Annotated in this window: 10 protein-coding genes; 2 read left to right on the forward strand and 8 right to left on the reverse strand. The window is 50.8% G+C overall.

Translation table 11 applies throughout. The annotated features are described in order from the left end of the window. Window positions 1-176: 176 nt before the first annotated feature. The 5 genes from GX135_00355 to GX135_00375 form a co-directional block, all read right to left on the reverse strand. Entirely contained in the window at window positions 177-614 is a 438-nt protein-coding gene (locus tag GX135_00355; protein NLN84540.1) for a hypothetical protein, read from the reverse strand. Window positions 615-701: 87 nt separating this feature from the next. Continuing rightward, entirely contained in the window at window positions 702-1,547 is an 846-nt protein-coding gene (locus GX135_00360) for an RNA methyltransferase (protein NLN84541.1), read from the reverse strand. Then, window positions 1,544-2,134, reverse strand: coding sequence for an HAD family hydrolase (locus GX135_00365; protein ID NLN84542.1), 591 nt, complete (start codon window positions 2,132-2,134; stop codon window positions 1,544-1,546). Before GX135_00365 ends, GX135_00360 begins: the two co-directional genes overlap by 4 nt. Beyond that, window positions 2,115-4,529 carry an LPS-assembly protein LptD gene (locus GX135_00370; GenBank protein ID NLN84543.1) on the reverse strand — a complete coding sequence of 805 codons (2,415 nt, stop codon included), beginning with the start codon at window positions 4,527-4,529 and terminating at the stop codon, window positions 2,115-2,117. Before GX135_00370 ends, GX135_00365 begins: the two co-directional genes overlap by 20 nt. Further along, window positions 4,516-5,781 (reverse strand): DUF4147 domain-containing protein, encoded by a 1,266-nt coding sequence (locus GX135_00375; protein ID NLN84544.1) that lies wholly within the window; start codon window positions 5,779-5,781, stop codon window positions 4,516-4,518. Before GX135_00375 ends, GX135_00370 begins: the two co-directional genes overlap by 14 nt. Window positions 5,782-5,979: 198 nt before the next feature. On the opposite strand from GX135_00375, the gene GX135_00380 reads away from it, so the two are divergent. Continuing rightward, complete coding sequence (locus GX135_00380) at window positions 5,980-7,473, forward strand: S1 RNA-binding domain-containing protein (GenBank protein NLN84545.1); 1,494 nt, start codon at window positions 5,980-5,982, stop codon at window positions 7,471-7,473. Window positions 7,474-7,481: 8 nt separating this feature from the next. Next, a complete protein-coding gene (gene lysS, locus GX135_00385; protein ID NLN84546.1) occupies window positions 7,482-8,978 on the forward strand; it encodes a lysine--tRNA ligase in 1,497 nt (498 codons plus the stop codon). A 325-nt stretch (window positions 8,979-9,303) separates the two neighbouring features. Here the strand turns inward: lysS and GX135_00390 are convergent, their stop codons facing one another. From GX135_00390 to GX135_00400, 3 genes are read right to left on the reverse strand one after another with little or no spacing between them, the layout of a single operon-like run. Next, complete coding sequence (locus GX135_00390) at window positions 9,304-11,025, reverse strand: Na/Pi cotransporter family protein (GenBank protein ID NLN84547.1); 1,722 nt, start codon at window positions 11,023-11,025, stop codon at window positions 9,304-9,306. Window positions 11,026-11,077: 52 nt separating this feature from the next. Then, on the reverse strand, window positions 11,078-11,902 hold the full coding sequence (locus GX135_00395) for a hypothetical protein (protein NLN84548.1): 825 nt from the start codon (window positions 11,900-11,902) through the stop codon (window positions 11,078-11,080). A gap of 15 nt (window positions 11,903-11,917) precedes the next feature. Further along, complete coding sequence (locus GX135_00400; protein ID NLN84549.1) at window positions 11,918-13,297, reverse strand: cysteine--tRNA ligase; 1,380 nt, start codon at window positions 13,295-13,297, stop codon at window positions 11,918-11,920. Window positions 13,298-13,301: the final 4 nt, after the last annotated feature.

Genomic DNA, 13,301 nt, shown 5'->3' on the forward strand with positions numbered 1-13,301 from the left:
AGAGCGAAGTGGGGATTGTCCTTGAAAGCCTTTTTACTTCCTTGGCCTGGATCCTTCACTTCGTTCAGGATGACGAGTCGGGACGGGGTTTTCAGGGCAATCGAATTCGACCATCACCTCCCAAACCTGAGTCTGGCCATCACTCTGAGCGCCAGCGAGGAATCCAGCCCATGGTGTTAATAATTGTGTCTATATTCCACATTGAAGAGGGCATCCCCCCACCAACTCGCGGAAACAGAATGAAATTCGTCCAAATCCCAATAGAATTCCTCGTAAATAAAATCAACCGCAAAATCCGTTCCGTGGCGTTCAATTAAAGCATCCATCACGAGGTCTTCGATGTCTTCATCATCCTGGGGGAGATAGAAAATTGTCCAGCTCTCCAAGGAGTCATCGCCGGCAAAATAGAGCCAAATCTCATCCACGTAAGGGTTTTCCGAATCGGAGAATCTAATGCGATCGGAGGTTTCATCGATGATTTCAAAGCCGCTTGCCTCCAAAATCTCGATGGCTTCATCCGCTTCGATGTCAAAAGAAAGGTTGAAAAGTCCGGTTTGAGCGCCCAGGACGGCTGTCAGAGCCAGGGCGAGCAGAGTGTATATTAGCTTTTTCATGGTATATCTCCTTGTATTTTCCCCATAAAATAATTGATGTGTTTCCCAAAGCCAATCAGAATGTTATAAAATGTTCGCGAACCGGATTCAGGAAATGGTTTGGGAAATGGAGATGGTTTGGAGTGAAGTGGGATGTCCAAAGACGATTTGGTAGGCGCAGACGGAAGCGGCAACCGCCACATTGAGGGAGTTTTTCCAGCCTTGAACGGGCAGGGAAACGATGTGGTCACAAAGCTTTAGAGCTTCGCCAATCCCGTGGCTTTCATTGCCAAGCAGCAGGGCGAGGGGAAGCTGGAAATCGGTTTCGAACACGGAACTGGATTCTGGGGATGTTTCCAGCGCGTAAACCTTGCGGCCTCTTGTTTTCGCCTCTTCAACCGCCTGGATTGTGTTGCTAAAGTGTCGCCAGACAAGCTTTTCCTCGGTTCCCCTGGCGGTTTTTGCCAAGGCTGGATTTCCGGGAAGGGGAGAAACGCCGCAAAGCCAGATTTCGCCGATTCCGAGGCAATCCGCGCCACGAAAGATGGAGCCCACATTGAAGGCGGAGCGCAGGTTGTCCAAAATCAGGATTATCCGGCTGGCACGATTCAGGGTTTTGGGGTCGGCGAAGCGGGCGCCATCACGCTGGGGCAGTTGAAGATGGCTGTCCGCGAGATTTTTGCCCAGGGAGTTTTGGAAAGGGGCAAGAGCCAGGCTGATATCCCGGTGGTTTTTTGCCTTATCCAACGCCTGGGAAAGTTCGATGGCCACTTGTGGGACGGGCTTTTCCATCCAGGAAACGCAGTCTTGGATTTCTCCGATAAAGTGAGCGGCGGCGTCTTGGATTTCCAGGTTTTCTTCCAAGGCTTCAGCAAGTTTTTCCAAGGCTTTGAGCTGGGTTTGGGGCGCCAGGTTTTGGAATTTCTTTTTACTGTATGAGCCCAGAAACTTCATGGCACAAGCAACTGGGCCAATTTGGCGGCAGTGAGCAGGTTTTCGGCGATGAAATCCGGCTGGTAATCCCATTTCTGGGTTCCATAAAGCATTTCCTGAGCGCCATTTCCGGAAAGCAGCAGGATGGATTGTAAACCCGCTTTTTTGCCGAAGGCGATGTCGGTTTCACGGTCGCCAATCATCCAGGACGCGGCAGGATTGAGCCTGAATTCACGCTGGGCGCGGTGGAACATTCCCAGGCCGGGTTTTCTGTCTTCGTGAGCGATGTTATAGGGCGCCACAATCCCATCCGCATAGTAGGGCGAAAAATAGATGGCGTCCAGTTTAACCCCTTGGACGGCAAGCAGTTCCTGGAGCTTCGCGTGAACCTTTTCCAGCTCTGGGAAGCCGAAATATCCCCGCGCGATTCCGGATTGGTTGGTGACCAAAATCAACAAATAGCCCAGGGATTTCAGGAGCCTGAGCGCTTCACCGGTGTAGGAATAGAGTTCGTAGCCGGCGGGGTCGGAAATGTAGCCGAATTTATCCGGGCTGATACAGCCATCGCGGTCCAGAAAAACCGCTTTATCAGAACTTTTTGCTGTCACTGGTTTGGAATCTCAGGGCGTCGGGCAGAGCCAGGTTGAACAGCGCCACCTTGTATTCCCAATAGTCGTTTCGGCGGGTGTAGCTCAAATCGAGCTTCCAGCAGTGTAAATCCCGGGAGACTTTCACGGTTTGAGAAAGCATTTCGCCGGTTTTCAGGTTGAAATAGGTTCCGTAGGAAAGCGACCAATTTTGGGTGATTTTGAAGCTGGTATCCAGGCGCAGATTGTGGGCGTTGGGCTCGAAAAGGCGGGAAGTGGCGCTCAGGTCGTGGGATACAGCGAGGCGCCAGGTGTTCGGGTTTGAACTGAAAGTATCAGAGTCGAAACTGAGGCTGTCCCGGCTTTGCCAGGGGTCGAAGATACGGTTTTTATCCTTGGTGAAATAGGTTTGATAGGGCGCGGAGCCGGATAGGTTCAGGGATTGAGAGAAATATTGGCTGGATATTCTCCAGTCGTCCCAATCCAGTTCGTAGGGGCTGTGGCTGAGGCTGTATTGAGAACTGTAGGAAATGGATAGCCCGTTTAACCTGAATTTGGTTCCGGGCAGGCTCAGGTTTCCCAAGTTGAAGCTTCCGGGGCGGAAAGCGGCGGTGTGGGAAATGGTTTCAAATGGTTTCTGTTGTGGGTTTAAAAGGTTTGCCGAGCTGCGGCTGTTGAAGGAAAAGACATCGTTTAATTTGCGGTTTTCCTTTCCATATTTGATTTGCCATTTTTGGTCCAGGGAAAGGTTCAGGTTCGCGGATTTTCCTGTCCGGTTCAGGCTCACGCCGCCAAAACTGTAAAAGCGTTCGTTGGCGCTGAAATCGGGGTTGAAGCTGATTTCAGCGCTTGGGGTGAGGACGTGGCGCAGGGATTTCAGCCATCCGCGTTTGTAATTCTGGATTCCATAGATGTTGAAACTGGCGTTTGTGTAGGCGTTGTAATCGTTTCCACGCACGAATCTGGCGTTGTTTTTATCGCGGTCGAACCAGGCTTCGTTGTAGCGGAGACCGTGTTGGAAGCCCAGCCAGCCGAAGGCGTTCCAGTTGTAGGAAAGCCCGAGCTGGTGTTTTAGGCCCAAATTGTGTTGCGCCACCAAGCTACTGTCGCTGGGGTCAACGCGGTTACTCCAGATGTAATCCATTAGCTGGCTGTCGGTTGTGTTCAGACTACCGCTGTGGTCCATCCGCAGATTATAGCTGTAGTTCAGGTCGCTCCACCAAGCGCTGGGGCGGCGTTCCGGCTTGTAAAAAAGCTCATAAACCGGACGGGTGGGCAGAGCGAAGGAAGCTGATGGCAGCGAGATGGTGGCTCGGTCGTTGATGAGGTCCTGGGTGTAGGAAGCGCCCAGGTTCAGGTTCGAGCCCAAAAGCGGTTGTCGATATGAAAGGGTGGAGGTCACAGACTGCGCCAGGCTTTCATCGATGTCGGAACTGCTTTCCCAGACGCGTTTATTGCTCACAAAATCCACATTGGCGTCGAAGCTGGCTCTGTTTGTGAAATCCTGATGGTGGTTCAGGCGCAGAGACCAGTCGTTGAAATAGCCCAAACCAGCGTTCCGGCGTTGAAAACTGGCTTCCATGTTTCCGCTGTGGGCGTAGCGGCGCAAATAGTCCAGTTTCAGGCTCGCCTTCCAACCGGTTCGTTCGTAGATATCCAGGCTTAAAATCAAGTCCGCGTAGTCTTTATAAGGATAATACCAGGCGATGTCCTTGAAAAACTTTCCGTCGATATTGTTGAAGCCGGGCTGGGGAATCAAAAACCCCGGTTTGCGCCCGCTCTGGAGGGGAATCACGATGAAGGGAAAATAGAAGATGGGAAGGTGGTTCACGTAGGCTATCACAGGTTTTCCCACGATTTTATCGCCACGATAAATACGCAGTTTTTTGGCAGTGAACCAAAAATCCGGGTCCTCGTTTTCGCAGGTGGTGAAACTGCCGCCGTCCACATCGTAGGCTTCATCACTGATTTTGCGGATGATTTCACCCGTATAATAGCTTTTATCCATGCGGCTGATTCCGCCGGACAGAGTTCCGGTTTGACTGTCGATGTCGTAGCTAACGTCTTCACCCAGAATAATTTGGTCGCCATCCTGAAGTACGGTGTTGCCCTGGCTGTAGGCGCGTTTGTTTTTTAAATCCACCAGGAGTGAATCGCTGCTGATTTCAAAATTGTGATAGCGGATTTTGGTTTTGCCAAAAAGACGGATGTGTTCGAGGGCGTTGTTGTAGTGCAGGCTGTCAGCGGAATAGAAGAGCGAATCTTCCTTACCGGGATGGATTTCCTGGATTTCGGGTTCCTTGAAAAACTCGTCAAGAGCTTGGCCGCTCAAAAACACAGGAGCAAGAATCAGGGTCAAAACCAAAAGGGGGAACAGTTTATTCATCGGCAGAGCCAGGGTTTTAAGGCAGGTCATTGAAGATATCCAGCTCTTGGCAACTGTCGTTGGCGCAGGGGTTTTCCAAGTCGTAGCCGCAGCTTAGCAGAAAAACATCGTTCACATTGGTGCTCAGAAGCGGAGAGGGAAGCAGATGGTTTATGGCTTTGAGGGCGCTGTGGCTGTCAAAATCACGCTTCGCGGCGACGGGGTCCAGCCCCTCTTTTTTGAAGAGCTTCCAGCTATTGCTGTCAACCCAGGCGCCTCCGCTGCCGGCGATATTGTCACATCCATCTGTGGCAAAACAAAATAGAGCGGCGTTTTCAAGGTTTGACAAATAGCGCGCCAGGGTCAAAGCCAGATGGCTACAGCGTCCGCCCTTACCGGCTCCATCAACTTTGAGAGGTGTTTCACCCCCCAAAAGCAGGATGAAGGGCATCTGTGACCTCAAGCGTTTTATGCGGGTCTGGCGCAGGATTCCCCGCATTTTGGTTGCGAATTTGGCAAGTTCGTCGCTCTCATAGTGGTCTTCAATCAACACTTGAAAGCCATGTGTACGCAGCTTTTCGGCTAAGAGCTGTCTGAAATCGAAATTGTTTGCCACAACCTTATATTCGAGGGTTCTTTCGCCCAATTCGAAAAACCAACCCTGTCCGAGGTCCATCCCTTCAATATTTGGGGTGAAAGGTGCGGAACCAATCACACGCGGGTCATCTTCAGTCACGTCGGACACGGCGAAAACAAACACCCGCCGGCTTTTACACAGTTCGAAGGCTTTTCCACCCTTGAGCCGGGAGAGTTTTCTTCGTTCCTGGTTCATCTGAGCGATGTCCAGCCCGCTGTTGAGCAGCTCTTTATTCCTGGAAAACAGTTCCTGGAGCGTCAAATCTTGAACCGGCAGCTCGAACAAAGCGGAACTTCCGCCTGAAAGCAGCACCAGCAGGTCATCTTCAGGAGGAAGTTTAGCCAGCCAATCCGCGATTATTTTACTGGATTCAAGGCTTTCAGCGCTGGGAAGCGGATGGCCGCCTTCCAAAATGGTCAAACCCTGAATTTCACCGTGGTCAAGTCCCTTTTTTGTGAGCACAAATCCATCGAAAACCACACCTTTTTCAGCCAATACAGAACAGCTTCTCGCGGCCATTTTCCAAGCCGCTTTTCCGATTGCCAACACATGGCTCGTGGCGCTGAGACGCTTTTGCTCAATCAGCTTCACCAGTTCCGGGTATTGGCAAAATTCGTGCATGCACTGCATATAGCTTTGGTAAACAAGCAGGTGGAGATTGCTCACAAATATACATCCTAAAACTCAAGTTCCAAACATTCAAAATATGGTAAAGGATTTAGTCAAGTTCATTTTTACAGAGGGGTAAAAAGCCCTGATAAACCCCGGCGTAAGCGAGCATGTCCAAGTTTTTGGATAAAAATCCTTTACAAAAAAGGCAGGGCGGAAATCGTGGTCTTTCTGAAATGTCGTTAGGAGATAGTTATGTCAGACAAGGTGCGAGACACAAGCAGCAAAGCTGCGATTAAAGAAATGAAGGAAGAGTATCTGCGGATGCTTGAGGAATCCTTCCAAACCACAGCCGAATACAAAAAAGGCGATGTCATCGAAGCGCCCATCATCAGCATCAGCGATAAAAACATTATCCTGAGCCTGGGTGGGAAATTTGACGCCTATGCCGAAGTCGCTGAATATCAGGACGAAAAAGGCGAACTGCCCTACAACGTTGGCGATAACCTCAAAGGTTACATCGTGGACAGCAACGAACAGGGCTTTGTCATCGGCAAAAGCCTTACCAAACAATTTGTGGACAAACGGTCACTTTTGGACGCTTTTGAACGCAAGATCCCGGTTTCCGGAAAGGTCTATGGCGTCACCAAAGGCGGGTTCAATGTTGATGTTTTGGGTGCGAGAGCTTTCTGCCCCGCTTCGCAAATCTCAATGCGCGGCGGAGAAACCCCCACCGAACACATCGGCAAAACCATGGATTTCATTGTGATTGAATGTTCCGAAAATTGCCGGCGAGTGGTGGTTTCCCACCGACTGATTCAAGAACAGGAAAACATGGAACGCAAAGCCGAAGCGCTGAAAAGGCTTCACGCGGGTGATGTGGTCACCGGAACCGTGATGCGTATGACCAGCTTTGGCGCGTTTGTGGATTTGGGCGGAATCGAAGGCCTGATGCACGTTTCCGAGATTTCCTGGCAACACGTTGTGAAACCACAGGACGCCCTCAAACAGGGGCAGGAAGTGGAAGTTAAAATCCTCGATATCAAGGGCGAAAAGCTTTCCCTTTCCATGAAAACGCTTTTGGAAAACCCCTTCGAAAGCTTCGCCAAAGAGATAAAAGAAGGCGACACAATCAATTGTCGCATCCTCAGACTGCACAATTTTGGCGCTTTTGCCGAAATCAAACCCGGCGTGGAAGGGCTCATCCCCGTCTCGGAAATGAGCCGCAGCCGCAACGTCGCCCATCCCCGTGAAGTTGTGAATGAAGGCGATTTTGTGGAAGTCCAGGTGTTGCGCATCGACCCCGACACCCAAAAGATTTCCCTTTCCCTGCGCGCTTTGCAGGCTGACCCTTGGGACCAGATTGACGAGAAAATCCAGCTTGAAACCCCCTTCAAGGGCACGGTGGAAAGCTCCACGAATTTTGGCGTTTTCGTCACCATCACGGAAGGAATCACCGGACTTCTCCCCCGCTCGAGAGTGCGCGAGAAAGACAATTTCAAGCCCGGAGACGAAATTGAGCTGATGGTCACAGCCATCGACCGTGAAAACCATCGTCTCACCCTGGACTACACAGACCGCCAGCCGGGAGAAGTCGTTGAACGCCGTCGTCCCGATGAGCGTCGCGAACCCCGTGAAGGCGGCTCCGATTATGGACGCTTCCGTGGCAGACGTCAGGATGATGAATGGCGCCGCTATGCCAGCCAAAAACCTGAAGTGGCAGACGACAATCCATTCAAGGACCTATAAAAACCCAGATGCGGCCCAAGGACAACCAACTCATCCAGCTTCGCAAACAGAAGCTGGCAAAGCTCATTGAAGCTGGAATCGACCCCTATCCGATTGCATCCGAACGCAGCCACCGCGTGGCGGAAGTTTTGGAAAACAAGGAAACCTGGGTTGAATCAGAACAGGAAGTGACCCTGACGGGAAGGCTCGTCGCCATGCGCCGTCAGGGTAAGCTGGGCTTTGGAGACCTGGAAGACGCCGGAGGGCGCATCCAAGTCTATGTGGCGCAAAACCTTGTGGGAGAGGAAAACTACGAACTCTTCAAGCTTTGCGACCCCGGAGATTTTGTTCAACTGAGGGGAACCCTCTTTTTCACCCAAGCCGGGGAATATTCCATTAAAGTGAATCAGGTCAAGCTCTTGGCGAAAAACCTGCGCCCCATCCCCGCCGTGAAAGAAAAGGTGGTGGATGGCAAAACAATCCGCTATGACGAATTTTCGGATATAGAACTGCGCTATCGTAAACGCTATCTGGATTTGCTGTTGAATCCAGCGCAGCGCCAGGTTTTTGTCCAACGGGCAAAAATCATCACTGCCATCCGCGCTTTTTTGGATAAACGCGGCTTCATCGAGGTGGAAACCCCTGTCCTGCAACCGCTTTACGGCGGAGCGAACGCCAGACCTTTCATCACTCACCACAATACTTTGGATGTGGATTTATACTTGCGCATCGCCACGGAGCTTTACCTCAAACGCCTGATGGTGGGTGGTTTTGAAGCAGTTTATGAGCTGGGCAAAGATTTCCGCAACGAAGGCATGTCCCGTGTCCACAATCCCGAATTCACCATGTTGGAACTTTATGAGGCATATTCCGACCTCCGGGACGTGATGAACCTCACCGAAGACCTCCTGCGCCATCTGGCTTTGGATGTTTTGGGCAAAAAGGAATTTGTCTTCCGGGGCCACAAAGTGGATTTGTCCAAACCTTTCGAGCGCGTACCGATGATTGACCTGGTGAAAGAATATGCCGGGATTGACCTTTCGGATATGGACATGGACAAAGCTAAGGCTTTTTGCGATGAGCGAAAGATTGAAATCCCGCCCGGTTCCGGAGTGGGCAAAATCATCGCTCTGCTTTTTGAAGAATATGTGGAGCCAAAGCTTGTCCAGCCGACCTTTGTGACCGATTTTCCCAAGGAAGTCTCACCTCTGGCAAAATCCATCAGCGGTCATCCCGAATTGGCAGACCGCTTCGAGATTTACATCGCGGGACACGAATTTGGCAACGCTTTCAGCGAGTTGAACGACCCCCTCGACCAGCGAGCCCGTTTGGAAGCTCAGGCAGCTTTGCGCGCCCTTGGTGATGAAGAGGCAAACCCCGTGGACGAGGATTTTTTGGAGGCTCTGGAATATGGTATGCCACCTTTGGGTGGTTTGGGCATCGGCATCGACCGTCTGGTGATGTTGCTCACAGAAAACGATTCCATCAAAGAGGTTATACTCTTTCCACAAATGAAGCCCGAATAAACCTGTTTCGGGCTCTGGGGCATATCCGGTGTGGGTTTCCCACTGCTCAAATCGGCTGAATTTGCCTCTCACTTGCTCGCCTCCTTATATATCCCTTATGTTTCATAAGCCAAGTATAAGGCACACAAAGACTTAGGGTAAACAGACACTTTCCCGCCGCCTCGTTCTAATCTAGTGTAGCCTGATAAGCTCTTGCTTGGTTCTGGCTCAGGAGTTACTGCTTGATGCCTCCCGGAGTTCCCGAAGGCGCATCGGGGGACTCAGGACTGGGATTGCAGAAGATATGGAGTCGGACTCAAGAGCGCGGAGACGGAGTTACCGGGTTTTAATCATCCTTCTTTTCGTGTAAAACAACCCGTCCCGCTTCATCGGTTTCCAACACCTCGTGTTGAAAGATAAAGTTATAGGTTCCCGCTTCCACGATGTTCATCAGTTTATCCGCGCTTTGCTCAATCATGTCGATATAGTCGATGGTATTCAGCGCGCCTTCGGGGTCACATTCGCCGTTTTGGATTTGCAACATGATTTTTCCCCTCAGCCTGCTGTGTATTTCGGTCAGGCGTCCCTTCATTTCAATAATCTTGAAGGTGAAGGAGGGTTTCAGCTCTTCCAAATAGTCAATGCTGAGATCCACCATTTCGGAGAACTGGGCGTTGAAGCTGTCGATGATTTCCCTGAAATCCTGTTCCAGCGGGTTCTTTTGCGCGGGAATCTGATAGTTTAGAATGCGGTTTATCTCCTCGATGAAATCCCCGATTTTTTCGATGTCGTTCACGGTGTGGAGCAAAGCGGGAATCTTTTGGATAACCGTTTGGGAGCGGGTGCGTTCGTTGACGACAACGAGATAGCGGGTTATCTCCCTTTGGAGCTGGTCGATGGCTTGTTCGATGCGTGAGATACGCACCTGTTTTTTGTAGTTTTTATCCCGGAAAGCTTCATAGGAAACATGCACACCCATTTGGACCAAGCGCAACATTTCCCGCATTTCTTTGAGAGACTGGTCGATGGCGATGTGAGAATCCCCAACGAGATGATAGTTCAGGTGTTTGGGTTCGCCCATGAAAACCATGTCTTCGGGGTCTTTGGGAATCACCAAAGAGGCGAATTTTGCCAAAAGCCCCGCGAAGGGCAGCAACAGCATAGTGTTGAAGATGTTGAAGAAAGTGTGGGCGTTGGCGATGTGGCGGGCGATATTGCGCTCGGTGAGCACTTCGGAGAAAACGTCTCCGGGAGTGATGAGGTTGATGAATTTGGTGTAGTAGCCCGCCCAGGTGAGGGTTGCGAAGATGACTGTTCCAAGCACATTGAAAAGCGTGTGCACCAAAGCCACTCTTTTTGCGGTGTTGTTCGAGCCCAGGCTGGCGATCCACGCGGTGATGGTGGTGCCGATATTGTCTCCATACACAAAGTAGAGCGCGCCCTCAAAAGAGATGAGACCGGCTTTGGCAAGAATCATCACGATACCCACGGAGGCGGAAGAACTCTGGATGATCATGGTCAGGCTCATGCTGACCAAGATGGCGAGGATGGGATTGCTGGAAACCTTTGTGAGGGTCTCCAACGCCAAGGGGGAATTTTGCAAGCCCAAAACTGCGCGGGACATCACGCCCAAGCCCACAAAAAGCAGGCCAAAACCCATGATAACGTTGCTCCAGCGTTCCATCTTGCGGCTGCGCTGGACGAACATACCCATCACGCCGATGAACACAAACAGGTAGGCAATTTCGCCAAAATTGAAAGCGATGAGCTGAGCATTCAAAGTTGTGCCGATGTTTGCGCCCATCACCACTCCCACAGCCTGCTGCAGGGTCATGATTCCTGCATTTACGAGGCCGATGATCATCACCGACGTGGCAGAACTGCTTTGAATCAGAGCGGTAACCCCGATGCCCACCAGCACGCCCTTGAAGGGAGTATTGGTAAGCTTTTTCAGGATGTTGCGCATTTCGTTGCCGGCTGCGGCTTGAAGATTGTCGGTCATTCTGTTCAACCCAAAAAGGAACAGCGCCAGACCGCCCAAAAGATTTATAACATCAATTATGGTCATCGCGGGTACAATTCTCCATTGTTAAAATGCGTGTGCATCATGAATCTGAACATTATGAATCAATTTTGAAGCGCTTAATCTGGTTCTTTTCCAAAAGCGGAACCAGGATTTCACCTGTGGCTTCATGGTGGAAAATGTCGGCGGGGCTTTGTAAATTGCTTTGCCAGATTAGAAAACGGTTTTGTTCCTGGGGAATCATGTAAATACATTCTCCCTCCCAGGAACTGAAATAAATCCTGCCCAGCTCGTCAATCGCGATGCCATCAAGATTGTCGTATAGGGTGTGCCGAAAAACGCTGAAGACCTCGGTTACAACGTTGAAAGCAAGGATGGGCGAGGCTTTGCGAAAAGAAACGATGAACATCTGCCTGCGGGGAGCATCGTAAACGATACCGTTGGGGGCTTGCAGCAATTCGGATTCAAAACTCTGGATTTCTCCGCTGGCGGGGTCATAAACAAAAAGCCGGTTCGCCTGGGTGTCGGTCACGTAAAGCTTTCCCTGATGGTCGGTTTCGATGTCGTTCAACATTTTGGCGCCCTCGATGGTGACGCTGTTTATCAGCTTTTTAGTGGTCAGATTATAGGCTTGGAGCTTTGTGTTATCCGCCACCCAAAGCAGGCTGTCCTGGGTTTTGAGTCCCCGTGGAGCTTTCAGGCCCTTGGCAAAAGTGGTCATCTTGCCCTTTTTATTCATGCTCAGGATTCTGCCATTGCCCATGTTGGAAATCAGAATGCTCTGGGTAAACTCGTTGTAGGCAATGCTTTCGGGTTTGTTGAGGGAGCTTTGTTTGACGTATTTGAGCGTTAGATATGCCGCAAACAAAATCAGCACTGTCAAAATCAAGAGCAGGGTTACGCGTCTTTTTCCAAATCTCATTATTTTAGTCCTAAATTATTTGATTTTCCATTCGCAGCCATCCGGGGTGTCGCGAATTTCCACACCCAGCGCCGCAAGGTCATCCCGAATCTGGTCGGATAGAGCCCAGTCCTTGTTTTGGCGGGCTTGTTTGCGATAGCTCAGCAGCAGTTCAATCAGTTGGCGGGAAAGGTCTGGAACTTCCTCTTTCAGAGTGCTTTCCAGGTTTTCAAAGAAGCCTAAAACACCGCCCAGTTTAACCAGCATCAGAGCCGCCTGTTCACGCTGTTGAAGGCTCAGCTTTTCATTTTTGACGGCGCGGGTGAGCTCGAAAAGCACCGCCAGGGCGCGGGCTGTGTTGAGGTCGTCATCCATGGCTTCGATGAAGGATTTTTCCTGGTCTTCAAAGCTGTCATCGGGTTTGGCGCTAATCTTGTTGAAACCAATGTCGCGCAAGGCTTCATGGAAGTTTTTAACCGCGCGTTCGGATTCTTCGATAATCTGGGGTGTGAAATCGATGGGAGAGCGGTAATGTTTGGAAAGGAAGAAAAAGCGGATGGCTTCCGCGCTGTGTTTTTCCAAAATGTCCCGCGCTGTGAAAAAGTTATCCAGGCTTTTGCTCATTTTATCGCCATCGATATTCAGGAAACCGTTGTGCATCCAGTAGTTAGCCAGCGGCTTGCCCGTGAGCGCGATAGCCTGGGCAAGTTCGTTTTCATGGTGGGGAAAAACGAGGTCGATGCCGCCACCATGGATGTCGAAGTTATCGCCCAGAAATTTTTGTCCCATCACCACGCATTCCGTGTGCCAACCAGGCCGCCCTTCACCCCAAGGGCTCTGCCAAACAGGCTCTCCGGGCTTGCTCGCTTTCCAGAGGGTGAAATCCGCCGGGTCGCGTTTTTTTGGGTTTTCAGTGATGCGGGCACCGGGAAGCTGTTCATCACGCTTTTTACCAGAAAGGCTGCCATATGCGGGCAGGGCGTTGGTATCGAAATAGACGTCACCCTCAACCTCGTAGGCAAAACCTTTATCCACAAGGGTTTTAATGGCGTTGATGATGTCTGGCAAAACCTCGGTGGCGCGTGGTTGGTGGGTCGGTTTTTTGATTCCCAGAGCGGCGCTGTCGTCCAGAAAAGCCTGGGCATATTTATCCGCAATTTGCTGGAAAGGGACAGCTTCCTCGATGGAACGGGAGATGATTTTATCGTCGATATCAGTGATGTTTTGCACGTAATCCACATCGTAGCCCCGATATTCGAAATAGCGGCGCAGAACGTCGAAAGTCACGAAGGCACGGGCGTTTCCGATGTGGAAATAATCATAAACCGTGGGGCCGCAGGCATACATTTTGACCTTGCCTGGCTGGCTGGGCAGGAATTCTTCTTTTTTACGTTTACTTGTGTTATAAATAAGCATTGTT

The organism is Candidatus Cloacimonadota bacterium, from assembly GCA_012522635.1.
GTDB lineage: Bacteria > Cloacimonadota > Cloacimonadia > Cloacimonadales > Cloacimonadaceae > Syntrophosphaera.

Coding starts and splice junctions, on each gene's coding strand:
- GX135_00395 (NLN84548.1), bottom strand. CDS start 11,902: ATGAGATTTGGAAAAAGACGCGTAACCCTGCTCTTGATTTTGACAGTG.
- GX135_00400 (NLN84549.1), bottom strand. CDS start 13,297: ATGCTTATTTATAACACAAGTAAACGTAAAAAAGAAGAATTCCTGCCC.
- GX135_00390 (NLN84547.1), bottom strand. CDS start 11,025: ATGACCATAATTGATGTTATAAATCTTTTGGGCGGTCTGGCGCTGTTC.
- GX135_00360 (NLN84541.1), bottom strand. CDS start 1,547: ATGAAGTTTCTGGGCTCATACAGTAAAAAGAAATTCCAAAACCTGGCG.
- GX135_00370 (NLN84543.1), bottom strand. CDS start 4,529: ATGACCTGCCTTAAAACCCTGGCTCTGCCGATGAATAAACTGTTCCCC.
- GX135_00355 (NLN84540.1), bottom strand. CDS start 614: ATGAAAAAGCTAATATACACTCTGCTCGCCCTGGCTCTGACAGCCGTC.
- GX135_00380 (NLN84545.1), top strand. CDS start 5,980: ATGTCAGACAAGGTGCGAGACACAAGCAGCAAAGCTGCGATTAAAGAA.
- lysS (NLN84546.1), top strand. CDS start 7,482: ATGCGGCCCAAGGACAACCAACTCATCCAGCTTCGCAAACAGAAGCTG.